This window comes from Colwellia sp. SU-HH01217 (genome assembly GCF_057543495.1).
The window spans coordinates 202,741-227,210 of the sequence record NZ_BAAJLX010000004.1 but is presented as its reverse complement, the minus strand read 5'-3'; the positions used below and the strand labels follow the sequence as shown (position 1 = coordinate 227,210).

Genomic DNA, 24,470 nt, shown 5'->3' with positions numbered 1-24,470 from the left:
GAAGTAATGTCTATATTTAGTAAAAAAATCGCCAGTAATACAACCGGCCCAATTAAAATACCAGAAATGCGTCGAGTCAAGCGTATTCACTTTGTTGGTATTGGTGGTGCAGGTATGGGTGGCATTGCAGAAGTTTTATTAAATGAAGGCTATCAAGTTTCTGGATCAGATTTAAGCGAAAACCAAGTGGTTAAACGTTTATCAAGTTTAGGCGCTGAAATTGTCATTGGCCATTCGGGTGACAACGTTAAAGGCGCAAGTGTTATTGTGGTTTCTACGGCAATTAGCCAAGACAACCCAGAATTAGTCGCAGCTAATGAAAACCGTATTCCTGTGGTAAGACGTGCCGAAATGTTAGCTGAACTAATGCGTTTTAGACACGGCATAGCCATTGCGGGGACTCATGGCAAAACAACAACGACCAGTTTAATCGCCAGTATTTTTGCAGAAGATAAACTCGATCCTACTTTCGTTATTGGTGGCTTATTAAATAGTGCTGGCACAAACGCACGTTTAGGCACTAGCCGTTATTTAATTGCAGAAGCCGATGAAAGTGATGCGTCATTTTTACATTTACAACCTATGGTGGCAGTAGTGACCAATATTGATGCTGACCATATGGAAACTTATCAAGGTGACTTTGAAAAATTAAAAGATACCTATATTGAATTTTTACATAACTTGCCGTTTTATGGTCTTGCGGTTATGTGTATCGATAATCCCATTGTGAGAGAAATATTACCTAGAATAGCTCGACACGTGATCACTTATGGTTTTTCAGAAGATGCCGATGTACGAGCCACACAGTACAAACAAAAAGGTGGAGTAAGTTACTTTACCGTTGAAGTGGCTGGAGAGAAGCCTTTAGAGTTGAGCGTAAACCTACCTGGGCAACACAATGTATTAAACGCGCTAGCGGGGATTACCGTTGCAAAAGATGAAGGAGTTTCAGATCTAGCAATAAAACAATCGTTAAAAGGGTTTGCTGGCATTGGTCGCCGATTTGAACAATTAGCTGAGTTATCAACAGATGCTGGGCAGATGATTCTAGTTGATGATTATGGTCACCACCCTAGTGAAGTCAAAGCAACCATAACCGCCATGAGAAATGGTTGGCCCGAGAAACGATTAGTGATGGTGTTTCAGCCTCATCGTTATTCTAGAACTCGTGACTTATACGAAGACTTTGTTGAAGTGTTATCACAAGTGGACTGTTTATTTTTACTCGATGTTTATGCAGCAGGAGAAACGCCTATTGTGTCAGCCGACAGTAAAAGTTTAGCGCGTTCTATTCGCCAACGTGGTCAAGTAGAGCCTATTTATGTGAGCGATACCGCACAACTCCCTCAACTGATATCAGCTCAATTACAAGATGGCGATATGGTGATTACCCAAGGTGCAGGAAATATTGGAACTGTTGCACGAGAATTAATTGAAGATGATTTATTAACAACCAATAAATCGAAGGAAGTACAATAATGACTCTCGCAGCTTATACAACATCGGAAAAAATTGCGGTATTGTACGGCGGAAATTCCGCTGAAAGAGAGATTTCTTTAAAATCAGGCCAAGCGGTGGCTGAAGGTTTGCGTGAAGCTGGATTTGATGTTGTGTTATTTGATACTCAACACTTCGAATTAACCGAACTAAAAAACCAAGATATAGATCGAGTGTTTATTGCGCTGCACGGCAGAGGCGGTGAAGATGGCTGTATTCAAGGTGCATTAGAGTATTTAGGTATTCCTTATACTGGTTCTGATGTATTAGGCTCAGCGTTATCAATGGATAAAACGCGCAGTAAGCAAATATTTCAAGCGCTTAACTTACCGACAGCGCCTTTTAAAGTGGTTAATAAAACAAGCTTTGTGCAAGCTGACACCGTGAAAATTTTAAGTGAATTGCAGGGTAAGGTTATGGTTAAGCCTGCGAATGAAGGTTCTAGTATCGGCATGGCAATGGCAGAAACTCCTGAACAATTGTTTGATGCGTTAACGCAAGCTTTTAAATTTGACAGTGAAGTACTCGTTGAAGCGTGGATCACTGGCCCTGAATATACCGTAGCAATATTAGGCGATAATGCGCTTCCTGTTATTCATATGGAAACGCCAAGAGAGTTTTACGATTACCAAGCGAAATATCAGTCGACTACAACGCAATATCATTGCCCTTGTGATTTAAATGCTGCTGATACACAAGCTATTCAAACACTCGCTTTACAAGCATTTAAAGCAACAGGTGCAAAAGGCTGGGGTCGTGTAGATATTATGCGTAATCAAGCAGGTGATTGGCAACTTCTAGAAATTAATACGGTACCGGGTATGACTCAAACGTCATTAGTGCCCAAAGCCGCAAAAGTTTATGGCTTGAATTTTTGCCAACTAGTTTGTGAAATTATTGGACTTAGTCAACAAAGCAAAAGTAACTATAAGCAAGGTGTTAATTAGTATGACGACTAACGATGCTTTAACTGATAACGAAAAAGTACACTGGTCATTTTGGCTAGGGGTCAGCTTTTTTGTAGCAGTTATCATCAGTTTATTCGTAGGCAGTTGGTTAATTACCGAAAAAGTTATTGCAGAAGAAGGTGCTCCAGTAACTTCATTAGTGATTAGTGGCGAAATGCCATTTACCATCAGAGAAGATATTGAAACAGCGGTGGAGAACATTGATTTAGGTAATTTTTTTCAAGTTAATGTTAATGAAGTACAACAGCAAGTGGCTCAACTTCCTTGGGTGTACTCAGTGTCAGTGCGTAAACATTGGCCGAACGAATTGAAAATTTATGTGGTTGATCAATCACCAGTAGCACAATGGAATGGTGAGTTTTTGATCAATACTGAAGGGAAAACTTTTCAAGCGGACTTATCGCGAATAAAGGAAGGCTTACCTCAGTTTTTTGGGCCAGAAGGTACTGAAAATGTAGCATTAGAAAATTTTAACAACCTAAATCGTTTGCTTAACTTTAGCGATTTAGCGATTGATGAATTGGTGTTATCAGAACGTTTTTCTTGGCAGTTAACGTTAAACGACGGAGTGATGTTGAATTTAGGTCGAGAAGATCGCATTGAACGTATACAACGTTTTATGGATGTCTATCCAACACTGAAAGAAAATAAAGAAGATAATCAGCAAGTTAATTATGTTGATTTACGGTATGATACGGGCGTTGCTGTCGGTTGGAAAACGGCAGAAACAAAGAATAAAAAACAAAGAGCTTAATGCGTTTATCGCAAGTGATTAATTGAAATAATATGTCAAAAATAACAGAAAGAAGCCTAGTTGTCGGATTAGATATCGGAACCTCAAAGATTTCGGTAGCTGTCGGCGAGATCACGCCTGATAATAAATTAAGTATCATTGGTGTAGGCAATCAGCCAGCTAGAGGCATGGACAAAGGCGGCGTTAACGATTTGAATTTAGTTATTCAGTCTATCCAACGTGCGGTTAATGAAGCCGAATTAATGGCGGATTGTCGTGTTAGCTCAATTTATCTAGGCATTTCGGGCAAGCATATCAGTTGTCAAAATGAAAACGGTATGGTGCCAGTGAACGACAACGAGGTAACACAAGAAGACGTTGATAACGTTATTCATACCGCGCGCTCTGTTCCAATTTCTGCTGAACGTAGAATGCTACATGTGCTGCCTCAAGAGTACAGTATTGATTGTCAAGATGGCATAAAAAGTCCAATTGGCATGTCGGGCGTTCGAATGGAAGCCAAAGTACATATTGTTACTTGTGCCAACGACATGGCGAAAAACATAGTTAAATGTGTAGAACGTTGTGATTTAGCTGCAGATCAATTGATATTTTCAGCTTTAGCCTCAAGTTATTCAGTGCTTACCGAAGATGAAAAAGAATTAGGTATTTGCGTTATTGATATGGGCGCAGGCACTATGGATATCGCTGTGTTTACCGGTGGGGCTTTACGCCATACCGCTGTAATACCGGTTGCAGGTAACCAAGTAACTAGTGACATAGCTAAAATTTTTAGAACTCCGCTTAGCCACGCCGAAGAGATCAAAGTGCAATATGCCTGTGCGTTGAAACAATTAGTAAGCATGGAAGAAAATATTGAAGTCCCAAGTGTTGGTGGAAGGCCCGCACGTTCAATGTCTCGTCATACTTTATCGGAAGTCGTTGAACCAAGGTACCATGAATTATTTGAGTTAATTCAAGAAGAGATTAGAGAAAGTGGTTTGGCAGATCAAATCGCAGCAGGTTACGTGTTAACAGGCGGCACCGCAAAAATGGAAGGTGTCGTTGAGTTCGCAGAAGAAGTTTTTCAAATGCCAGTACGTATTGCTTGTCCACTCAATATTGAAGGGTTAAAGGAATATGTAAATGATCCAACATACGCAACTGTTGTTGGCTTACTGCATTATGGCATGCAAGAAACTGAACAAGTGAGTAAAGAAAGTAAAAAGGGTGAGGGCGTGAAAGATGTGTGGTCACGTGTTCATGCTTGGTTTAAAGGTGAATTTTAATTCCAATATTGTTGATAGTTCAATATTAGAGTTAGTTTGTGTCGTAAGTATAAATAGCGTTTTAATAAAACGGAGAGAGAAAAATGTTTGAATTAATGGAAGACCATAAAGAAGAAGCGGTAATTAAAGTGATTGGTGTTGGTGGCGGTGGCGGAAACGCTGTTGAGCACATGGTATGCCAAACAATTGAAGGTGTTGAATTTATCACCGCAAATACAGACTCACAGGCGCTACGTAATTCGTCAGCAACCGTGACACTACAGTTAGGCGCTGATGTAACTAAAGGACTGGGCGCTGGAGCTAACCCAGAAATTGGTCGCTGTGCTGCTGAAGAAGATCGTGAAACGATTAAACAAACCCTACAAGGCGCAGATATGATCTTTATCGCGGCAGGTATGGGCGGTGGCACAGGTACAGGTGCTGCACCAGTTGTTGCTGAAATAGCCAAAGAAATGGGCATTTTAACCGTTGCTGTAGTAACTAAACCTTTCCCATTTGAAGGGAAAAAACGCATGAGTTATGCGGATCAAGGTATTGAGTTTTTATCAAAAAGTGTTGATTCACTTATTACTATTCCTAACGAAAAACTGTTAAAGGTTTTAGGTCCTGGAACAAGTTTATTAGATGCATTTAAAGCAGCTAATAATGTGTTACTAGGCGCTGTACAAGGGATTGCTGAGCTAATTACTCGTCCAGGTTTAATTAACGTCGATTTTGCCGATGTTCGTACAGTAATGTCTGAAATGGGTACTGCAATGATGGGCTCTGGTATTGCTTCTGGCCCAGACCGTGCTGCCGAAGCTGCTGAAGCGGCTATCTCAAGCCCACTACTTGAAGATGTTGATTTAGCCGGCGCTCGCGGTATTTTAGTTAATATCACTGCGGGTATGGATATTAGCATTGATGAATTTGAAACGGTTGGTAATGCAGTAAAAGCATTCGCTTCTGAAAATGCTACTGTAGTTGTTGGTGCTGTTATTGACCATGAAATGACTGAAGATTTACGTGTAACTGTTGTTGCAACGGGAATTGGCGCAGAAATAAAGCCAGATATCACCTTAGTAAATCCAGTACAGCAGCAAGAACAACAAGTCGTTGGTGGTGACTTTGTACCAAATGCACAACCTGATACTGCGGCAATTTCTTCAACAGCGCCTGATGCTAGTGCGCAACAAGCACCTATGAAGACTGCAGCATTAGACTTAGATAATTATCTAGATATTCCTGCTTTTTTACGTAAGCAAGCAGACTAAGCTTATTAAGTAAAACAGGTTATTTTGATTTTTTAGCTACATTTTGTTATATTATGCGCCCATTTCGGCACGCATAGACTTTATGCGGCATGCATTTAGCTTTTTAAAGCACAGATCGCTTTGTTCTACTATTATGTGTAATACATGTTAGTGGGTTATTAAGATGGTCAGTAAATAACTTAACCATTCGTTAAATTAATATATTAATTGATAACGACGGTTAAACAGGAATATTCGATATGATTAAACAACGTACACTGAAAGAAAGCGTTTCAGCCATGGGTGTTGGTCTACATAAAGGTGAAAAGGTAAAGGTTACTCTCCGTCCTGCGCCAGCAAACACCGGTATTGTATTCCGCCGCGTGGATCTTGATCCCGTCGTCGACATCAAAGCCACTCCAGAAGCTGTTGGTGAAACGACCTTATGTACGTGTTTAGTCAACGAGCAAAACGTAAAAATATCTACGGTAGAGCATTTACTATCAGCCATTGCTGCTTTAGGTATTGATAATTTAATTATCGATGTTGACTCATTCGAAATTCCAATTATGGATGGCAGTGCACTGCCGTTTGTCTACCTTATTCAGTCGGTAGGCATAGAAACGTTAAATGTAGCGAAACGATTTTTACGCATTAAAAAACCTATCCGTGTAGAAGAAGGTGATAAATGGGCAGAGCTATTACCTTATGAAGGTTTTAGAGTTAACTTTTCTATTGAATTTGACCACCCAATCATTGTTAATACCACACAAACAATGCAAATGGATTTTTCTACCTGTTCATTTATAAAAGAAATTAGCCGAGCAAGAACCTTTGGTTTTATGAGTGATATCGAGTATTTACGCTCGCACGACTTAGCGTTAGGTGGCAGTTTAGAAAATGCCATCGTGTTAGATGAATATCGCATGCTTAACAAAAATGAACTGCGTTATGACGATGAGTTTGTTAAACATAAAATATTAGACGCCATTGGTGATTTATACATGGGCGGTGTTAGTATTTTAGGTGAACTTAACGCTTTTAAATCTGGACATTCGTTAAATAACTTATTGTTAAGAGAAGTGTTTAAACAAAAAGATTCGTGGGAGTACATTACCTATGAAGATGAAGAAAAATCGCCAATAGAATATCAAGAAGTTGGCTCGTCGGTATTTTAATAGCTTTTAATTCTAGGTTAATTCTCTGAATTTTAGCTTACCCTTGTACTGTAAAATTATAAACTGCTAGCAATTCGCTGGCAGTTTTAGTTTATGCCCGTCGTTTTTAACCTGAGCTCGGCTTAACAAATATTTCTCTAGAAGTTATTTTTCCTTACTTCTTTTCGTTAAATTTCTGGCAATAGGCCAGCTATTGACGCGAAATTTGCCTTGAATTAAGAAAAAACTATCAAGCTAGAGTGGAGTAAAATAATTATTTACCTATTTTTCAGTCTGTTAACCATCTCTTAAACCGAGTTCAGATTATATATTATTTTGTACTGTGACTTGCAAGCTTCAATAATTTTTCTCTTAAGCCTTTAGGTGCATTTTTGGCGATATCCTCAAGGTGCTGAGCGGTATTTTTTGAAATAAGGTTTGAACCACGACTGCTTGTCACTGCTTGAATTTTTTCAAATTTTTTATCGACAAAAGGGTTAATTTTTATTTCAACTTTATCAAATTGACCTTGCGTTACCTCAATCAATTTTTGACAAATACGGGTACGTTCAAATTGTAGTCGTTGCCCCCAAACAGGCGATTTTACTTCAATGATCAAAATATTTTGCTTAAAGTTGGCAATTTTCCATGCGTTAACTGGCAGATCAGGGCAAATTTGGCGTACAATGTCGGCCAATACTGCCAAAGAGTTGGTTTTTTCTTGAATATGTGCCAAAGTGCCTGACGAAGAATTTAGTAGGCTAGACATATCAATCGGTTTTTTAGGTTTTCTTGCCATAAATGCTAATACTACTAAGAGAATAAAAAGTTAATTAATATGAGTTTAACACTACTATACAGAGGAAAAAACGTTAGATTTTCAATGAAACTTAATAAGTTCCATTGGTTGTCGGCGTTGGCGGTTTTTGCGCTTGTTTCTGGTAGTGTTATACATTTAATTTTTGCTCGTGATGCTGTTCCAGATCAAAGCCAGTACGGCTTAATTTCTCAGGACGCTAGTCAACAAATATCTGAACCACAAACCGAAGCAAACGTTGTAGCGTTAACTCTTAAAATGGCCGAGTTACAAAGTCATGTGTTGCGTTTAAATGCACTAGGCAGCCGCCTTGCTGATGAAGCGAACATTCCAGAAAAAGAATTTAATTTTGCGACACTCCCTCCAAGTGGTGGTCCAATTCTGCAAAGTAATAATGCACAAGACATTAGTCATAAAACATTAGCAGAAATGCTTACCGAGATTACTTCGTTAGAAAGTGAATTAGCAAATAAAGAAAAACAATTAAAACTACTTGAATCTTTAACATTCGGGCACCATATAGAAAATACACGTTATTTGTCTGGTAGACCAATAACTAAAGGTTGGTTATCTTCATATTATGGCGTAAGAAAAGACCCTTTTAATGGTCGACCTACAATGCATAAAGGTGTTGATTTTGCAGGAAAAGAAGGAGAATCTGTTATCGCAACAGGTTCTGGCGTTGTTAGCTGGTCTTCAAGTCGAAATGGTTACGGAAATTTAATTGAAATAACCCATGGCGATGGTTACAAAACTCGTTATGGTCATAATAAAGAGTTACTCGTAAACGTCGGGGACGTAGTAACAAAAGGACAAGCTATTGCTCGTATGGGTAGTACAGGTCGTTCAACTGGTCCTCATGTTCATTATGAAATATTGCGAAATGACAAACAAATAAATCCAACTAAATATGTTTATCGTAAAGCAAAGTAAATAAGTAGTCAGTGTTAATAATCGGTAAAAGTATATGTTCACAGCATTTGCTGTGAGGTAGTAATAACAATATTTTTGTGGTCAATAGCTATTGGTCATTTAATTTTAGGTAGAAGTTTTTCTTCAATAAGTGGTTATATAAGATGTTCGTAAAGTTAATAACAAAACTCTTCGGTAGTCGAAACGATAGATTACTGAAACAAATGAAAAAAGAAGTTGATAAAATAAATGCGCTAGAGCCGGTTATTGAAGCACTGAGTGATGAAGAACTAAAAGGTAAAACTACCGAGTTTAAAGGTCGATTTGACGAAGGTGAAACGCTAGAGTCTCTTTTACCTGAAGCATTTGCAGTAGTAAGAGAAGCCAGTAAACGTGTCTTTGGGATGCGTCATTTCGATGTGCAAATGCTAGGCGGCATGGTATTAAATCAAGGTAAAATTGCAGAAATGCGCACGGGTGAAGGTAAAACTTTAACCGCGACACTACCTTCTTACTTACATGGTTTAACAGGTAAAGGTGTTCATGTTATTACCGTGAACGATTACCTAGCAACACGTGATGCTGATTGGAGTCGTCCGTTATTTGAGTTTTTAGGACTTACCGTGGGTTGTAATGTGGCAGGAATGACACCACAAGACAAACAAGCGGCTTACCAAGCATCTATTACTTATGGTACTAACAATGAATTTGGCTTTGATTATCTTCGAGATAATATGGCTTTTTCACCTGAAGAACGTGCACAAAAAGAGTTAAACTTCGCCATTATTGATGAAGTTGACTCCATTTTAATCGATGAAGCTCGTACGCCTTTAATTATTTCTGGTCAAGCAGAAGACAGTTCTGAGATGTATCATATGGTGAACACCATAGTACCGACATTAGAACAACAAGAAGAAGAAGATAAAGAAGACGAAGAAAGTACTGGTGACTTCACCATCGACGAAAAAAGCAAGCAAATCTATTTAACCGAGCGTGGTCAAGTACGTGTTGAAGAGATTATGCAAGAAAAAGGGTTAATCCAAGACGGCGACTCGTTATTTTCTGCGGCTAACATTACCTTATTGCATCATGTTATGGCGGCATTACGCGCACATAAGTTGTTCCAAAAAGACGTAGACTACATTGTAAAAGACGATGAGATTATCATTGTTGATGAGCACACCGGTCGTACAATGGAAGGGCGTCGTTGGTCTGAAGGTTTACATCAGGCAGTAGAAGCCAAAGAAGGCGTAAAAGTTCAAAATGAGAACCAAACGCTTGCCTCTATTACTTTCCAAAATTATTTTAGAATATATAACCGCTTATCAGGTATGACAGGTACAGCTGATACTGAAGCATTTGAATTCCAACACATTTATGGTTTAGAAACGGTTATTATTCCAACGAATCAACCAATGATTCGTGACGATAAGTCAGATTTAATCTTTCTTACCGCACAAGAAAAATACGAAGCTATTTTAGAAGATATCAAAGATTGTGTCGAGCGAGGCCAACCAGCGCTAGTGGGTACCATTAGCATTGAAGATTCCGAGTTTTTATCTAATCTTTTAAAGAAAGAAAAAATAAAACATAAAGTACTTAATGCTAAGTTCCATCAGCAAGAAGCTGAAATTGTAGCTGATGCAGGTAAAGTCGGCGCTATTACTATTGCCACCAACATGGCAGGTCGTGGTACTGATATCGTGTTAGGTGGTAATTTAGGTGCGGCATTAGAAAAATTAACTAATCCAAGCCAAGAACAAATCGATAAAGTTAAAGCGCAATGGCAAGAAGAGCACGAAAAAGTATTGGCGCTAGGTGGTTTACATATTATAGCCACAGAACGTCATGAATCTCGTCGTATTGATAACCAGTTACGTGGTCGTTCTGGTCGTCAGGGGGATGCGGGATCTACACGTTTCTATTTGTCTATGGAAGATTCATTAATGCGAATCTTTGCCTCAGAACGTATTGCGAATATGATGCGTAAATTAGGTATGGAACATGGTGAAGCAATTGAACACCCATGGGTAACACGCAGTATTGAAAATGCACAACGTAAAGTTGAAGGTCGAAACTTTGACATGCGTAAGCAGTTATTAGAATTTGATGATGTGGCTAATGATCAACGTAAAGTTATTTACGAGCAACGTAATGAATTATTAGATGAAGCCGAAATTGGCGATGTAATTCAAGCGGTTCGCACTGATGTTATTAATGGTGTGATAGATCAACATATTCCGCCACAATCTCTTGCAGAAATGTGGGACATTAGCGGCCTTGAAGATCGCTTAAAAGGTGAGTTTACAACTGAGCTCCCATTACAAAACTGGTTAGATGAAGACAACAAACTCCACGAAGAAAGTTTGCGTGACAAAATAATCGCTAACTTTGAACAGGCTTACAAAGATAAAGAAGACTCTGTAGGCGCGGATGTTATTCGTCAATTTGAAAAAGCAGTGATGTTACAAAGCTTAGACTCTCATTGGAAAGAGCATTTAGCTGCGATGGATCATTTACGTCAAGGTATTCATTTACGTGGTTATGCTCAGAAAAACCCTAAACAAGAATACAAGCGCGAATCTTTTGAATTATTTAGCGAGATGCTAGAAAACTTAAAATATGATGTTATTGGTATTTTAAGTAAAGTTAAAATTCAAACGGAATCAGATGTTGAAGCCGTTGAAGAACAACATCGTAAATCAGAAGCACCGAAAGAGTTCACTCATGAAAGCGCTGATGGTAACAAACAACCTGAGTATCCGCGAGTAGGGCGTAACGATCCTTGTCCGTGTGGTTCAGGTAAAAAGTACAAACAATGTCACGGTAAACTGTCGTAAGCTTTACCTAATTGATAAAAAGCGGCTTAATATGCCGCTTTTTTGTTTTTAACAAAACGTATTTTTGTACGGCTTACTTACCCTAGACCTGTCATATAGCTAACATATAAATAACAGATAATTTAATATAGTAATTAACTACATTGGAAACGAGATGAAAAAAACTGTTCACGTCGCTGTTGGGGTGATTTATCGAGATCAAAAAGTGTTCTTAACCAAGCGTGCCTTAAACGCACACCAAGGAGGCAAGTGGGAGTTTCCAGGCGGTAAGGTGGAAAAGGGCGAAACTGTTCATCAAGCACTTGCTAGAGAGCTTAATGAAGAAGTTAATATAGAAGTCTTAGCTTGCCAACCGCTCACCGTTATTACTCACGATTATGGTGATAAACAAGTGTGTTTAGAGGTTTTTCTTGTCGATAACTTTTCTAATGAGCCCAAAGCATTAGAAGGCCAAGAAGAAGCTTGGTATGCAATAAAAGACTTATCAGGATTAGAGTTTCCAGAAGCTAATAAAGAAATAATTGCTTTACTAGGGCGTGTTGATCTTTAAAGTTCGCCTCCGGAATGATTGAAAAAACCTCAATCAAGGCAAAAAGAATGTAGCTTGATCGTTCTAAATAACCTGAGCTCGGCTTAACAAATATTTCTCTAGCAGCTATTTTTCCTTACTTCTTCGTTAAATTTCTTGCAATAGACCAGCTATTGACGCGAAATTTGCCTTGAATTAAGAAAAACTCTCAAGCTAGAGTGGAGTAAAATAATTATTTACCTATTTTTCAAACTGTTAACCATCTCTTAAACCGAGTTCAGGTTAAATAAATAATGCTTGAGAAATCAGCTAATAAGACAATTGTTATTCAGGCTCAACAAAAAACTTATTATTCATTAAAAACTCGTCTTCTAAAGCATCAAGCATTTCTTCAGATAAAGGCTCTACACTTTGAGCTGGTTGAGATATTTTGTGATTTTCTTCCGCCCAATCGCCAAGATCAATCAATCGACATCGATCACTGCAAAAAGGTCTATGGGTACTTTCAGTTTGCCAAATAACTTCTTTTTGGCATTGTGGGCAGGCAACTTTTAAAGTCATAACGCTACTTTTATAATATTTAAAACTCGCGATATTATATACAAAATTAAATCGACACCCAATTAAATTGACACTAAATTAATTGTACAACCAAATAGTAAGAAGAAAAGTTAACAACGCGCTAGTTGGAAATGTGTTGCTTGGTTAGAGTATTTTCGGCCATTTTCTTCGCAAGGCAACATAAAACGAATGGAGTATCTAAATTTATTACCACTCACACTCGGGTAGTAATGCGCATTTTGTGGTACTTTAATTCGAAGTAAGTTAATACCTTCGCCGCTGTCTTGATAAAAACCACTTTCAGTGTCAATAGCTTTAAAATTATCACGTTGACGAATAAACTTAAGAATTAAAAATAATGCACGACGAATGTGGTCTAGTAACGCACACCACTGATGTAAATCGTTTGTTATCGTGTTTACTGGCTGATTAATCCAGAAGTGCAATTGAGGTAAATCAAAACTTGCATTACCGCCTTGTATGGCGAAACGTTGTTTTAAAGACGACAAGAGTTTATCTTCTTTGAGTTGCCACCATGTTGGGCTACTGCCTTTTAATTGACAAATAAGTTGCACGGTTTGTTGAATATTTTCGCTAATCGCATCGCTATTAATTTCAGGCGATTTAGACCAGATCACCAAATTTCGCTCTAACTTTTCAAGATCTTTAATTAAATCGCCACGAATATCATTCCGCTCAAGACAATCTATTATCGAAAACAAAGCATTAAAAAAAACTTGATGATAATAGTGAATATCTTCAGGCACGCAGTTATCAAGCTGAGAGAATAACTGCTCAAGCTTTAAGTAACTTCGTATCCGCTCATTAAGCGGGTGCTCGTATAATATACTAGACATAAAGCGGTGAATTAATTCCTCGACTTGATTGAAGTTAGTCCTATTTGTTGCTCATACTACCGACAGTTAATTTAAATGGCTAATTTATTTGTCAATCAAGCTTTATTAGGACTTATCTATAACACACTGTCGATAATAACTATCGAGTTTAACCACTTGCTGTTTCGCGTTAGCGAGTTTTTCATTTAAAGCTGGATTGTTATTGTTAATGACATCATCAGCGGCAACTAATCGTTTATCCCGTGAAATTTGACTAGCGATAATAGCTTTAATTTCAGCTTCATTACTAGCGTCACGCTTTAAGGTTCTTGATAGTTGAACACTTTCGTCAACATCAATCACCAACACGCGATCGACTAAGGCATGCAAGTTATTTTCAATTAACAAAGGGGCTACTAAAAGGCAATACGGGCTTTGGGCTTGTTTAAGCTCATCAAGCAGTGTTTGACGAATAAGAGGGTGTAATAAATTATTTAACCAACGCTTGTCTTCATCATGGCTAAATATACGTGTGCGAAGTAGCGTACGGTTTAAATTGCCAGAGCGATCTAAATAATCTGGACCAAATCGGTCAACAATACTTTGTAAAGCTGGGCTATTTGGTGCAACAACTTGGCGAGCAACTATGTCAGCATCAATAATATCAATACCTAGTTCATTAAATAAATTAGCAATGGTGGTTTTACCACTGCCAATACCACCTGTTAAACCGACAATAAATGCAGACATAGTTAATTTATCTAACGTGTTGAGGTAAAGATGTAATAAAAAAACTTAAACTAAATTATATAACCTAAATACCAAGCCCAAATGCCTTCGCCCCATAAAATACAAGCCCAACCAGCAGCAGCAATGTACGGACCAAAGGGGATCGCTTGCTCACGAGTATGATTTTTAAATACGATTAAAGATATTCCAACAATTGCACCAGCAACAGAAGCCATTAATATTAATAAAGGAAGTAATTGCCAGCCAATCCAAGCGCCAAAAAGGGCAAATAACTTAAAATCACCATGCCCCATACCTTCCTTGCCTGTGAGCAATTTAAATAGCCAAAATACACTAAATAAACTCATATAACCGACAGCGGCACCAATGACGGCATCTTCAAGGGGAACAAAGCCATTTTGAATGTTAAATAAAAGCCCTAACCATAATAAAGGTAACACAATTTGATCAGGCAACAGCATATGGTCAAGATCAATTAAAGTAAGCGCCACTAAGCCCCAAGTTAATAACAACATGAAAAAAGTGATCGTACTTACGCCATAAACTTGGGCGACAATCAAACTCAGTATTGCTGTACTCAGTTCAACTAATGGGTAACGTTTAGAAATGGGGTTTTTACATTGGCTACATTTACCTGAAAGCAATAACCAACTAAGCAGTGGAATATTTTCATAAAAACGTATTTTATGACCACATTTAGGGCAGGTGGAGTCAGGTTTTGACAGTGACATTTCAGGTAATTCTTTTGCCGGAATATCGCTCACTTCGTCAGCTAGAAATTCACGACATTCACCATACCATTCACGCTCTAGCATTTTAGGTAAGCGATAAACCACTACGTTTAAAAAGCTACCTACCGTTAAAGATAATAAGCCGATACAAATAAAAAAGAAAATCGGCATGGCATCAAATACCGCTACAACTTGTTCTAACAAAGCCATTCCTTAAACAATCTTACCAATTTGGAAGATAGGTAAATACATGGCAATGATCAACCCACCAATTACCACACCTAATACCGCCATAATTAATGGCTCTAGCAAAGCTGTTAAGCCATCTACGGCATCATCAACTTGTTGTTCGTAAACGTTTGCTACTTTAGCAAGCATATCGTCAACTGCACCAGACTCTTCACCAATGGCAACCATTTGAATCACCATATCAGGAAATATTTGACAGTTTCTCATTGCTAAGTTCATTTGCATGCCGGACATTACCTCTGCACGAACTTCGGTAATTGCATCTCTAAATACCGCGTTACCCGAAGCACCTGCAGCAGATCCTAAGGCATCGGGTAAGGGCACACCTGCAGCAAAAGTGGTTGATAAGGTTCGAGCATAGCGAGCAACTGCAGCTTTTTCTAAAATCATACCGACAACAGGTAGTTTTAGAATAAGTCTATCAACCTGGTCACGTAATTTTTGGCTTTTTCTGTGAGCTTGTTTAAAGCCATAAATACCACCAATAATTCCCGCTAAACCTAAATACCAATAAGCTTGCATAAATTCAGATATGCGCATAACAAATTGTGTAAACGCGGGCAGTTCAGCGCCAAAACCAGCAAATATCTCTTCAAAGACAGGGACCACAAATATTAATAAGATGGAGGTAACCACAGCGGCAATAACTATAACGGCAATAGGGTAAGTCATGGCTTTTTTAATTTTCGACTTTAACGCTTCAGCCTTTTCTTTATAGGTAGCAATACGATCGTAAATAGTTTCTAATGCGCCCGATTGCTCGCCTGACTCAACTAAATCACAGTAAAGGTCGTCAAAATATACGCGGTGCTCTCGTAAACATTGCGATAACGGAATACCTGATTGTAATTGATGACCTATATCACCTAATAAACGCTGCATTTTAGGATTGTCGTGACCAGAGCCTATCATCTCGATGGTTTGCACTAGGGGCACACCAGCCGTAAGCATGGTCGCAACTTGGCGTGTCATTATCGCAATATCACCAGGAGTAATGGCTTTTTCGCCACTAGCACCAAATAAAGGTTTAGCTTTTTTCTTTACTTTACCTGGTGTAATGCCTTGTTTACGCAGTTGCGCTTTAAGATCCATGGCACTTTTGGCTGATAACTCACCACTAATTTTTTTACCTTTACGGTTAACGCCGACCCAAGTAAAAACATCAAGGGCTTTAGTTTTAGGTTTTTTATCTTTGTCTTTAGCTGCCTTAGCGCCGCCTAATGATCTGGTTACTGCCATGTGTGCCTCTGTTAATTCTTTTTATGTTGACGGTATTTCAAATTTTTAAACTGTTTATTATTTTAGCTTTCTATCTTTCTATCTTTCTAGCTTTAAGCTTATAGTGTTATTTTTCACAGCAAAGCTTGTTTATAAGTTTTGCTTTAAATGTTGAGTTCTACGCGGTTGTTATCCTGTTAATTTCTTCTAAGCTAGTTACCCCTTTTACTGCTTTTACTAAACCCGATTGGCGTAAGTTATTATAGCCTTCGCGCTGACATTGTTTAGCAATGTCTAATGCGGAGCCGCCATCCATTATTATTCGGGCAGTATCGGGACTAATTTTTATCACTTCATAAACACCCACTCGACCTTTATAACCTTTAGTACAATGATCGCAACCCACAGGTTTAAATAGCTTTATGTCATCAATTTGGTCAGGTAAAAAACCTTGCTCTTCTAATTGGCTTTGCGTTAATACTTCTTCAGTTTTACATTGCGGGCATAAGCGTCTTGCTAAACGTTGAGCAATAATAATGCTTACCGAGCTTGCAACGTTATAAGCAGGCACACCCATATTTAATAAACGGGTTAAGGTTTCAGCAGCAGAGTTGGTATGTAATGTTGATAATACCAAGTGACCCGTTTGGGCCGCTTTTATAGCAATTTCGGCGGTTTCTAAATCTCGAATCTCACCTACCATAACAATATCGGGATCTTGACGTAAAAAAGAGCGTAAGGCATTAGGGAATGTTAAACCCGCTCTGTTGTTAATTTGAACTTGGTTAATGCCCTCTAAATTAATCTCTACTGGATCTTCTGCCGTTGAAATATTGCGCTCAGGGGTGTTTAGTATATTTAAGCCGGTATACAAAGATACCGTTTTACCAGAGCCCGTTGGCCCTGTTACTAATATCATTCCTTGGGGTTGATCTAGGGCATCGGTGTATATTTTCTTTTGATCGGCTTCATAGCCTAGCATTTCAATACCGAGCATGGCGCTTGAAGAGTCTAAGATCCGCATTACGATTTTTTCTCCCCACATGGTAGGAAGTGTACTAACACGAAAATCGATAGATTTCTTTTTCGATAGCGCTAATTTTATCCGACCATCTTGTGGTACGCGGCGCTCGGCAATATCGAGTTTAGACATAACCTTTAAACGAGCAGCCATTCGAGAGGCTAACGCAACAGGCGGTTTAGCTATTTCAGTTAAAATTCCATCGATCCGAAAACGTATCCGATAGGCTTTTTCATAAGGTTCAAAATGTAAATCAGACGCGCCTTTTTTAATGGCGTCTAATAAAATTTTATTAATGTAAACAACAATTGGGGCATCGTCTTTATCGCTTGTTATGCCACCTTTATCGTCATTGCTGTCTTCTTCAACTCCCATTCCAGCGAGTTCTTCAGAGTCCATTTCATCAATATCTAAAGCGTCGCTTTCGGCTTCTAATACTTTCTCAATACAGGTTTGTAAGCTATTCTCGTCGGTTAAAATAAGCTCCGTACTGTAGCCAGTGTTAAATTGAATCTCTTCCAAAGCATCAATATTGGTCGGGTCTGACATAGCAATAAATAACACACGACCACGTAAAAATAATGGCAAGGCATTGTGTTTACGAATGAGTTTTTCGTTACGCACCCCTTCTGGGACTAGAGTGGTATCGAAGGTCGCTAAATCGATATGCGGGTAACCAAAGCTTTTCGATAAAATACTGGCAATGGTGGGGCCGTGATATTTTTTATCTTCAACTAAATAGCGGATAAAAGGTTTATTTTGCGCGATAAAGCCAGAATTAACTTCTTCTACCTGATCTAATGGCACTAATTGTTGTTTAGTTAAAGCCGATAATAGGCTTGATTGCTGGTGACTTCCTTTCATGACTTTTTAACGATAACCTTATGGAATTTATAAACTAGTAACACATCTTTAGTGAGTGTAACTTACTTTTAAGGTAAAAAACAAAAAAGAGTCTCTAAAATAAGGAAAACTTAATATAAATAAAAGTAAAGTATTACACTACTTTTATTTAAACTGGGCAAATTTCTGGTGCGAGACTGTTATCGCCAGTAATATCTTGGGAGCGGCATGTCCATTGACGGTTTATAGTGTCCCAAGTCCAGGTCATTTTAGCGTTGTTTACAGAAGCGGATGCATTTCTAATTGTGCAAGTTATTGTAGTGTTGGTAACAGTAATAGTGCAATGCTCTGTAGTTTGATTTCGTATGGTGGTCATTACTGCTAAGGAGGGTAATTCTCCATTATTCAGAATTAGTTCAAATTGAGTCTTGGTACCTGATATTTCAACTAATCCTGAACTCATCTTTGAACTATTCTGGTAATCAGAATAAAAAGGTAGGGCGACCGCTGCTAATATGCCAATAATCGCTATAACAATCATTAATTCAATTAAGGTAAAACCGAAAGATAATTTCTTCAAAGATCGTTCCTTCTTAAAATAAGCTTAACTTAATATTAGAATCAATAATTATTTATTCTAGACTGAATTGCTCCATAAATAAAGATGAAAATAAAAAAGCTCCCTAAGGAGCTTTAAATTTCAGTATATAACAAGTTTTTACGTTACTGAATATCTATACTTACTATTATTAACGACAAGCTTTCGGAGTATAAGTATTATCTGCAGTAGATGTACAAGTCCACTCACCAGTAGCAGCCCGTGTCCAAGTTAAAGATTGACCTGTAATTTGAGATGGTGCATTTTGTATCGCACAAGCAATAGTTGTAGATGTAGCAGTAATAATACAATTACTTGTAGTTGTTACTTTAATGCTTTTTAAATCACCAACTGCAGTTGGTGCATTTCCTTCATTTACTAAAATTTCAAATTCAGTTTTAGCACCAGTAATCTCAGCTAAACCAGCAGTCATTTTCGAACTTGCTTGGTAATCAGAATAAGCAGGTAATGCAACCGCTGCTAAAATACCGATAATCGCAACAACGATCATTAATTCAATAAGGGTAAAACCTTTTTGTGCGCTTTTTTTCATAGTTTGTAAATTTTTCATTTTATTTATCCATTTGTTTACGGGGGCTGATTTGAATACTGCGACATTTTTTTGCAAATGTAAAACTTTGTAACGATCTTTTTTACTAAAAAGGGCAAATTATTGTAAATCCTTTAAATATTAACATCTTCGTAACGCTTTTTTTATAAAAAAAGAACAAAAAATAAACAATTTAGTGAAGTTTACGCTCATCTTTTAAAACTCGCTTGATCGAATTAGGGATGAATGATCAAAATTTCACCACACTGTTATTGAACTTCATTTATTCAAAAGAAAACTTGAAAGGTAACATGCCCTAATTATAGCTACTCTTTTAAGAAAAGCGCATTGATAAATCGATAGCGTTCATGTGTTTAGTTAACGCACCTGATGAAATGTAATCAACGCCTGCACGAGTGTATTCTTTTAATGTTTCAATGGTCATGTTGCCAGAAACTTCGAGTTTTGCTCTTGCATTGTTAAGCTTAACGGCTTCTTCTATCATCTGGGTGGAAAAATTATCTAGCATAATAATATCGGCCCCAGCGTTTATTGCTTGATTAAGCTCGTCAAGGCTTTCTACTTCTACTTCTACGGTAATAGTGGGGTGGTTGCTTTTTGCTGTTGCAACCGCTTTTTCTATGCCACCACAGGCAGCGATATGATTCTCTTTAATTAAAAACGCATCGAATAAACCTATTCTATGGTTTTTTCCGCCACCACAACTTACAGCATACTTTTGTGCACTACGTAAACCTGGTAGTGTTTTACGTGTGTCAAGTAATTGGGTATTGCTGCCAGCAAGTTCTTTAACATAGCTGCTAGTTAACGTGGCTGTACCTGACAAGGTTTGTAAAAAATTAAGTGCAACACGTTCGCCAGTAAGTAGGGCTCTTGCATTGCCAGACAATTCACATAAAACGGTATTTGCTTTAGCCATTTGTCCGTCATTAACAAACCATGTAATTTTAGTTTGCTCACTTTCAAGGCCGTTTTCATCAAATCCTAAAGCTTTATCCAATTGCTTAAACACTTCGGTTACCCACGCAACGCCACAAACAATACAGTCGTCTCTGTTTATAATAGTGGCAACGGCTTTATTCGTTTTTGGAATTAAGGCGGCGGTAATGTCTAGTTCACTTACTTGGCTTTTAACAACTGTACTTAAGTCTTGACCTAAGTCTTCGTTAAGTGCCCAAGCGACTGTGGTAGTAATGTCTTGTAAAAGTGCAGTGGAAAGCATTTGTCTTCTCTTGTTGTCTTGATGAAATAAATGGAATTTTTTATAAATTGTTTTGAATCTATAGCTCATTAATAAAGAGCTTTGATAGGCTCAAGCTAATATTAGTACGTTTTTAAGGTAAGCTGTTTGCCCCTCTGACTGAATTCTACTCTTTTTAGGGCGCTCATACCTAATAGAATCTCGTCGCTTTTCATTCCGGGGTTAATGTGCGCAGCTACATCGGATAAAACAATGTCACCAATACTTAATTGCGCTATTTTAGTTTGCGTTACCTTTACGGTGCCATTGGCTGTTTGTACAGGGTATTGGCCGAATTTAGGTAAATGTAAATCGTTGGCGATATGTTGTGGAATAGAAACCTGAGTGGCGCCTGTATCAAGAAGAAATACAACATTTTGTTGGTTTATTTTACCTTGTACTAGATAGTGACCTTGACGATTTTGCTGTAAATGCACTTCAGTTTTGCCGTTAACGGTAGCGTTAGAGCTAGGATCTGTGTTTGGGTTCCATTGATTATCTAATGCGTTTTGAAAGACAAATACCAAAAGTGCAAAGGCGATTACCCAAGCAAACCAAACGAAAGTTTTTCCCATTTTATTAGTTGCATCTTCTTGAGTCATAATGATAATAGTGAGCTTGATAGGTTATACGGTTAATTCTACAGATAATATTTTAATTTTGTGGAGTTTTTTCTAGGTTTTTGTAGCTTAAAAATAAAGGAGATAAAAGAATGATCGAAGCGGGTTGGTTAACAGGTGTTAAGCACCAACAGTCGCCACACTTTAGTGAGCGAGATCAAAATGAGCCAGTCAGTTTATTAGTCGTTCATAATATCTCTTTACCACCGGCACAATTTGGTGGCGATTATATTTCCGATTTATTTTTAGGTGAACTTGATGCTGATGCCGATCCTTACTTTAAAGAAATAGCGCATTTAAAAGTATCAGCTCATTGTTTAATTCGTCGCGATGGCAACATTATTCAATATGTATCTTTTAATGATAAAGCATGGCATGCGGGAGTTTCTAATTTTGAAGGACGTGACAAATGCAATGACTTTTCTATCGGAATTGAACTTGAAGGTACGGACGATATTGAATACACCCAAGCGCAATATCAACAATTGGCTTTATTAGTGAAAAAATTACAAGCAAGCTACCCGTTAATTAGTCATAATAATATCGTTGGGCATTGTGATATTGCACCGGGACGAAAAACCGATCCGGGTTCATCGTTTAACTGGCAGTATTTTCGTCAATGCATGGATGCTTGCTAGTTAAATGTTAGCTAACTAAATCTATGCAATATAACAACACAACAAAATAACAACATAACAAGATAAACAGGACCACCAATGAGTTTAATTAGTTTATTAATTGCTTTAGCTGCTGAAAAATATTTGTCTTCACCTTTATGGCAATTTAAAACCTACTATCAACAGTATTTGTCTTTATTACAAAGGTTTAATTGTTTAGAGAAATCGTGGTTAAGTATTTTAGGTGTGTCGATGCTAATTTTAGCGCCCGTGCTAGCCGTATATTTATTGCTAATGCTTATTGACGATAGTGTTCTTCATTTGGTGTTTTCAACCGTTATATTAATTGTATGTTTTGGTAGTGTTGCCACGCGAGATACTTATAAAAGCTACTTGATGGCAGCATTTCGTGGTGAGTTAACCACCTGTAAGTTGCATCACTCACAATTGCTCCAAGATAAAAATTTACCTGAAATGGGCTTTGGTCAAACCCTTATTTGGTTAAACTATCGCTATTACGTTGCCATTATGTTGTTTTTTATAATATTTGGTGCGCCAGGTGTGGTGTTTTATCGCTTAGTTATTACCTTAAATGAAAAACAAGATAACGATGCAACGAGCGCTGCTAATTCAAATAGCTCGAATGATAGCAAGGATTCAGTGAGTGCTAGCAGTACAATTGATGTTAACGAAGCAGATGATGAAACCGAAAACATTAGCGCGGTAAATGATTTACCTACTAAAATGACAACCGAAGTGTTTCAAGCATTACAACAGCTACTTTTTTGGCTTGATTGGTTGCCGGTGAGGTTAACCACATTTGGCTATATGATGGTCGGTCATTTTTCTAAAGCACTGCCTGTTTGGCTAGAAAGCTTTTTTGAATTTGAAAAGCCTGCAGCGCAAATATTAGGAGACGTTGCTAAAAAATCTGAAGATATGATGGTAGATGATCAAGACTGTACTGCAGAGCCTTGTTTGTTAGTACGTTTAGCAAAGCGTAATTTACTTTTATTGCTCGCTGTTATTGCTGTATTAACGTTATCGGGTGTTATTTCTTAACTAATTACTTAATTTATAGCTTAATTTACAGCTTGATTTAAGATATATCCTTTAATGCATTCTTAACCTGAACTCGGTTTAAGAGATGATTAACAGTTTGAAAAATAGGTAAATAATTATTTTACTCCACTCTAGCTTGATAGTTTTCCTTAATTCAAGGCAAATTTCGCGTCAATAGCTGGTCTATTGCAAGAAATTTAACGAAGAAGTAAGGAAAAATAGCTGCTAGAGAAATATTTGTTAAGCCGAGTTCAGGTTATTTAATTGTAGGCATCATTTAAACCGACAATTAAACCGCTATACTCATCAAATACAGTGGATTTAATCTTACTGAAACCCTTGGTCAGACCAATCTGATTTTAACCAAAACAAACAACTGTTTGAAGCTGTAACTCTAATTTATTCGTAATATTTAAGTTGGAAATCCCCTCGAAATGGTCTAAATTCTATTTACAAATGTCGTCATATTTGCTATTTTTATGCTCGAAAAAGTAATGGTAAGACCAATTTACCATTGTTTGATTGGTAATAATAAACATTACTAACTAACATTAATCACAAATATTGCTAGCTAGCATTGATAACTAAATTGAATCTTTAAATGAATAGTGAACAGCCAAATAAAACGCTAAGTGCAGCAAACACTTTGAAGCCTAAAAAGCTTTCAGAGGTGATATTAACGCAATTAGAAGAAATGATATTAGAAGGCAGTTTACAGCCCGGTGAAAAATTATTACCAGAGCGTGAGTTAGCTAAACAGTTTGAGGTTTCTCGTCCTTCATTACGAGAAGCTGTGCAAAAATTAGAAGCTAAAGGACTTGTTACGCGTAAACAAGGTGGGGGCACTTTTGTAAGTAATAATATTTTAGCAGGCTTGGCTGATCCATTATTTGATTTAATGGCACAAAATAAAGAATCTCAATTTGATTTATTAGAATTTAGGCACGGTATTGAAGGGATGTCAGCTTATTATGCGGCTATGCGTGGTACGGAAGCAGACTTTACTGAAATACAAAATAAACATGACAACATTGGTTTAGCACAATTAGACAATGACTACCGCTTAGAAGCTGAAGCGATATTTGACTTTTATTTAGCTATTTGTGGGGCATCGCATAACGTTATTATTTTGCATTTAGCGCGCAGTATGTCGTCTTTGTTAGTTGATAACATTGAACAAAATTTACGTGTGCTAGCAAAACGACCCGATATATTTTCGCAAATGGCAGACTACCGTACGCGTTTGCTTGATGCCATTATCAGCGGGCAACCACAAAAGGCGTGGGGGGCGAGTCATCGTCACCTTGCTTTTATTGAAGAAGTGCTATTGAAAACTTCTCAAGAAAATTCACGTATGCAACGCTCTATGAGACGTATGCAGCGTAGTGAGTATTAACTCACTAAAATAGTAAAGATTAAATATTTATTAAATAAGTGGCAAATGAACAGTAAACAGTAAACAAAACAGTCGGCGGATAAAATTCCGTCCTATAATTTTAAAAATTTAGTTTTAACAAATTAATTTTAGCAATTTAATTGTCTATAACATTCATAGACCAACATATACCAACAACTGGAG

23 protein-coding genes are annotated in these 24,470 nt (G+C 37.7%); 12 read left to right on the top strand and 11 right to left on the bottom strand.

From position 1 onward, the window contains the following. Positions 1 to 6: 6 nt before the first annotated feature. From murC to lpxC, 6 genes are all read left to right on the top strand, one after another. Complete coding sequence (gene murC, locus AC27G3_RS07610) at positions 7 to 1,479, top strand: UDP-N-acetylmuramate--L-alanine ligase (RefSeq protein ID WP_487120417.1); 1,473 nt, start codon at positions 7 to 9, stop codon at positions 1,477 to 1,479. After that, positions 1,479 to 2,444 carry a D-alanine--D-alanine ligase gene (locus AC27G3_RS07605; RefSeq protein ID WP_487120303.1) on the top strand — a complete coding sequence of 322 codons (966 nt, stop codon included), beginning with the start codon at positions 1,479 to 1,481 and terminating at the stop codon, positions 2,442 to 2,444. The genes murC and AC27G3_RS07605 overlap by 1 nt, the downstream gene beginning before the upstream one ends. 1 nt (position 2,445) lies before the next feature. After that, positions 2,446 to 3,219 (top strand): cell division protein FtsQ/DivIB, encoded by a 774-nt coding sequence (locus tag AC27G3_RS07600; protein ID WP_487120301.1) that lies wholly within the window; start codon positions 2,446 to 2,448, stop codon positions 3,217 to 3,219. A 32-nt stretch (positions 3,220 to 3,251) separates the two neighbouring features. Next, complete coding sequence (gene ftsA / locus AC27G3_RS07595) at positions 3,252 to 4,487, top strand: cell division protein FtsA (RefSeq protein ID WP_487120299.1); 1,236 nt, start codon at positions 3,252 to 3,254, stop codon at positions 4,485 to 4,487. 83 nt (positions 4,488 to 4,570) lie between these two features. Continuing rightward, positions 4,571 to 5,740, top strand: coding sequence for a cell division protein FtsZ (gene ftsZ / locus AC27G3_RS07590; RefSeq protein ID WP_487120297.1), 1,170 nt, complete (start codon positions 4,571 to 4,573; stop codon positions 5,738 to 5,740). A 239-nt stretch (positions 5,741 to 5,979) separates the two neighbouring features. After that, on the top strand, positions 5,980 to 6,897 hold the full coding sequence (gene lpxC, locus AC27G3_RS07585) for a UDP-3-O-acyl-N-acetylglucosamine deacetylase (RefSeq protein WP_487120295.1): 918 nt from the start codon (positions 5,980 to 5,982) through the stop codon (positions 6,895 to 6,897). A 310-nt stretch (positions 6,898 to 7,207) separates the two neighbouring features. On the opposite strand, the gene AC27G3_RS07580 is transcribed toward lpxC, so the two are convergent. Continuing rightward, positions 7,208 to 7,675 carry a DUF721 domain-containing protein gene (locus AC27G3_RS07580; RefSeq protein WP_487120293.1) on the bottom strand — a complete coding sequence of 156 codons (468 nt, stop codon included), beginning with the start codon at positions 7,673 to 7,675 and terminating at the stop codon, positions 7,208 to 7,210. A gap of 84 nt (positions 7,676 to 7,759) precedes the next feature. On the opposite strand from AC27G3_RS07580, the gene AC27G3_RS07575 reads away from it, so the two are divergent. The 3 genes from AC27G3_RS07575 (at position 7,760) to mutT (ending at position 11,995) form a co-directional block, all read left to right on the top strand. Continuing rightward, positions 7,760 to 8,626 (top strand): M23 family metallopeptidase, encoded by an 867-nt coding sequence (locus tag AC27G3_RS07575; protein ID WP_487120291.1) that lies wholly within the window; start codon positions 7,760 to 7,762, stop codon positions 8,624 to 8,626. A gap of 143 nt (positions 8,627 to 8,769) precedes the next feature. Then, complete coding sequence (secA, locus tag AC27G3_RS07570) at positions 8,770 to 11,445, top strand: preprotein translocase subunit SecA (protein WP_487120289.1); 2,676 nt, start codon at positions 8,770 to 8,772, stop codon at positions 11,443 to 11,445. A 154-nt stretch (positions 11,446 to 11,599) separates the two neighbouring features. Then, positions 11,600 to 11,995 (top strand): 8-oxo-dGTP diphosphatase MutT, encoded by a 396-nt coding sequence (gene mutT / locus AC27G3_RS07565; RefSeq protein ID WP_487120287.1) that lies wholly within the window; start codon positions 11,600 to 11,602, stop codon positions 11,993 to 11,995. A gap of 303 nt (positions 11,996 to 12,298) precedes the next feature. Here the strand turns inward: mutT and yacG are convergent, their stop codons facing one another. From yacG to AC27G3_RS07515, 10 genes are all read right to left on the bottom strand, one after another. Beyond that, the gene (gene yacG / locus AC27G3_RS07560; protein ID WP_487120285.1) at positions 12,299 to 12,535 is read right to left on the bottom strand and encodes a DNA gyrase inhibitor YacG; all 237 of its coding nucleotides are present in this window, start codon (positions 12,533 to 12,535) and stop codon (positions 12,299 to 12,301) included. Between the two features lie 110 nt (positions 12,536 to 12,645). Continuing rightward, positions 12,646 to 13,392: a cell division protein ZapD gene (zapD, locus tag AC27G3_RS07555; RefSeq protein ID WP_487120283.1), complete on the bottom strand. Its 747-nt coding sequence runs from the start codon at positions 13,390 to 13,392 to the stop codon at positions 12,646 to 12,648. Positions 13,393 to 13,497: 105 nt separating this feature from the next. After that, positions 13,498 to 14,121 (bottom strand): dephospho-CoA kinase, encoded by a 624-nt coding sequence (gene coaE, locus AC27G3_RS07550; protein ID WP_487120281.1) that lies wholly within the window; start codon positions 14,119 to 14,121, stop codon positions 13,498 to 13,500. A gap of 50 nt (positions 14,122 to 14,171) precedes the next feature. Next, the gene (locus AC27G3_RS07545; RefSeq protein ID WP_487120279.1) at positions 14,172 to 15,062 is read right to left on the bottom strand and encodes a prepilin peptidase; all 891 of its coding nucleotides are present in this window, start codon (positions 15,060 to 15,062) and stop codon (positions 14,172 to 14,174) included. Between the two features lie 3 nt (positions 15,063 to 15,065). Continuing rightward, on the bottom strand, positions 15,066 to 16,340 hold the full coding sequence (locus tag AC27G3_RS07540; protein WP_487120277.1) for a type II secretion system F family protein: 1,275 nt from the start codon (positions 16,338 to 16,340) through the stop codon (positions 15,066 to 15,068). Positions 16,341 to 16,497: 157 nt separating this feature from the next. Continuing rightward, on the bottom strand, positions 16,498 to 18,204 hold the full coding sequence (gene pilB, locus AC27G3_RS07535) for a type IV-A pilus assembly ATPase PilB (RefSeq protein WP_487120275.1): 1,707 nt from the start codon (positions 18,202 to 18,204) through the stop codon (positions 16,498 to 16,500). Between the two features lie 148 nt (positions 18,205 to 18,352). Further along, entirely contained in the window at positions 18,353 to 18,763 is a 411-nt protein-coding gene (locus tag AC27G3_RS07530) for a pilin (protein ID WP_487120273.1), read from the bottom strand. A 169-nt stretch (positions 18,764 to 18,932) separates the two neighbouring features. Next, positions 18,933 to 19,352 carry a pilin gene (locus AC27G3_RS07525; RefSeq protein WP_487120272.1) on the bottom strand — a complete coding sequence of 140 codons (420 nt, stop codon included), beginning with the start codon at positions 19,350 to 19,352 and terminating at the stop codon, positions 18,933 to 18,935. A gap of 313 nt (positions 19,353 to 19,665) precedes the next feature. After that, on the bottom strand, positions 19,666 to 20,574 hold the full coding sequence (gene nadC / locus AC27G3_RS07520) for a carboxylating nicotinate-nucleotide diphosphorylase (protein ID WP_487120270.1): 909 nt from the start codon (positions 20,572 to 20,574) through the stop codon (positions 19,666 to 19,668). Positions 20,575 to 20,675: 101 nt separating this feature from the next. Next, the gene (locus tag AC27G3_RS07515) at positions 20,676 to 21,194 is read right to left on the bottom strand and encodes a retropepsin-like aspartic protease family protein (RefSeq protein WP_487120268.1); all 519 of its coding nucleotides are present in this window, start codon (positions 21,192 to 21,194) and stop codon (positions 20,676 to 20,678) included. Between the two features lie 110 nt (positions 21,195 to 21,304). Between AC27G3_RS07515 and ampD the strand changes: the two genes are divergently transcribed. The 3 genes from ampD (at position 21,305) to pdhR (ending at position 24,287) form a co-directional block, all read left to right on the top strand. Beyond that, positions 21,305 to 21,850, top strand: coding sequence for a 1,6-anhydro-N-acetylmuramyl-L-alanine amidase AmpD (ampD, locus tag AC27G3_RS07510; protein WP_487120266.1), 546 nt, complete (start codon positions 21,305 to 21,307; stop codon positions 21,848 to 21,850). 78 nt (positions 21,851 to 21,928) lie between these two features. Then, entirely contained in the window at positions 21,929 to 22,891 is a 963-nt protein-coding gene (gene ampE / locus AC27G3_RS07505) for a beta-lactamase regulator AmpE (protein WP_487120264.1), read from the top strand. 601 nt (positions 22,892 to 23,492) lie between these two features. Further along, on the top strand, positions 23,493 to 24,287 hold the full coding sequence (gene pdhR / locus AC27G3_RS07500; protein ID WP_487120262.1) for a pyruvate dehydrogenase complex transcriptional repressor PdhR: 795 nt from the start codon (positions 23,493 to 23,495) through the stop codon (positions 24,285 to 24,287). Positions 24,288 to 24,470 lie beyond the last annotated feature (183 nt).

What these genes read in the sequence shown, in the direction of transcription:
- secA (WP_487120289.1), top strand. Translation starts at nt 8,770, where the DNA reads ATGTTCGTAAAGTTAATAACAAAACTCTTCGGTAGTCGAAACGATAGA.
- mutT (WP_487120287.1), top strand. Translation starts at nt 11,600, where the DNA reads ATGAAAAAAACTGTTCACGTCGCTGTTGGGGTGATTTATCGAGATCAA.
- ftsZ (WP_487120297.1), top strand. Translation starts at nt 4,571, where the DNA reads ATGTTTGAATTAATGGAAGACCATAAAGAAGAAGCGGTAATTAAAGTG.
- AC27G3_RS07515 (WP_487120268.1), bottom strand. Translation starts at nt 21,194, where the DNA reads ATGACTCAAGAAGATGCAACTAATAAAATGGGAAAAACTTTCGTTTGG.
- AC27G3_RS07525 (WP_487120272.1), bottom strand. Translation starts at nt 19,352, where the DNA reads ATGAAAAATTTACAAACTATGAAAAAAAGCGCACAAAAAGGTTTTACC.
- lpxC (WP_487120295.1), top strand. Translation starts at nt 5,980, where the DNA reads ATGATTAAACAACGTACACTGAAAGAAAGCGTTTCAGCCATGGGTGTT.
- AC27G3_RS07605 (WP_487120303.1), top strand. Translation starts at nt 1,479, where the DNA reads ATGACTCTCGCAGCTTATACAACATCGGAAAAAATTGCGGTATTGTAC.
- AC27G3_RS07540 (WP_487120277.1), bottom strand. Translation starts at nt 16,340, where the DNA reads ATGGCAGTAACCAGATCATTAGGCGGCGCTAAGGCAGCTAAAGACAAA.
- pdhR (WP_487120262.1), top strand. Translation starts at nt 23,493, where the DNA reads ATGAATAGTGAACAGCCAAATAAAACGCTAAGTGCAGCAAACACTTTG.
- AC27G3_RS07575 (WP_487120291.1), top strand. Translation starts at nt 7,760, where the DNA reads ATGAAACTTAATAAGTTCCATTGGTTGTCGGCGTTGGCGGTTTTTGCG.
- yacG (WP_487120285.1), bottom strand. Translation starts at nt 12,535, where the DNA reads ATGACTTTAAAAGTTGCCTGCCCACAATGCCAAAAAGAAGTTATTTGG.
- murC (WP_487120417.1), top strand. Translation starts at nt 7, where the DNA reads ATGTCTATATTTAGTAAAAAAATCGCCAGTAATACAACCGGCCCAATT.
- coaE (WP_487120281.1), bottom strand. Translation starts at nt 14,121, where the DNA reads ATGTCTGCATTTATTGTCGGTTTAACAGGTGGTATTGGCAGTGGTAAA.
- nadC (WP_487120270.1), bottom strand. Translation starts at nt 20,574, where the DNA reads ATGCTTTCCACTGCACTTTTACAAGACATTACTACCACAGTCGCTTGG.
- pilB (WP_487120275.1), bottom strand. Translation starts at nt 18,204, where the DNA reads ATGAAAGGAAGTCACCAGCAATCAAGCCTATTATCGGCTTTAACTAAA.
- ftsA (WP_487120299.1), top strand. Translation starts at nt 3,252, where the DNA reads ATGTCAAAAATAACAGAAAGAAGCCTAGTTGTCGGATTAGATATCGGA.
- AC27G3_RS07545 (WP_487120279.1), bottom strand. Translation starts at nt 15,062, where the DNA reads ATGGCTTTGTTAGAACAAGTTGTAGCGGTATTTGATGCCATGCCGATT.
- AC27G3_RS07600 (WP_487120301.1), top strand. Translation starts at nt 2,446, where the DNA reads ATGACGACTAACGATGCTTTAACTGATAACGAAAAAGTACACTGGTCA.
- zapD (WP_487120283.1), bottom strand. Translation starts at nt 13,392, where the DNA reads ATGTCTAGTATATTATACGAGCACCCGCTTAATGAGCGGATACGAAGT.
- ampD (WP_487120266.1), top strand. Translation starts at nt 21,305, where the DNA reads ATGATCGAAGCGGGTTGGTTAACAGGTGTTAAGCACCAACAGTCGCCA.
- AC27G3_RS07580 (WP_487120293.1), bottom strand. Translation starts at nt 7,675, where the DNA reads ATGGCAAGAAAACCTAAAAAACCGATTGATATGTCTAGCCTACTAAAT.
- ampE (WP_487120264.1), top strand. Translation starts at nt 21,929, where the DNA reads ATGAGTTTAATTAGTTTATTAATTGCTTTAGCTGCTGAAAAATATTTG.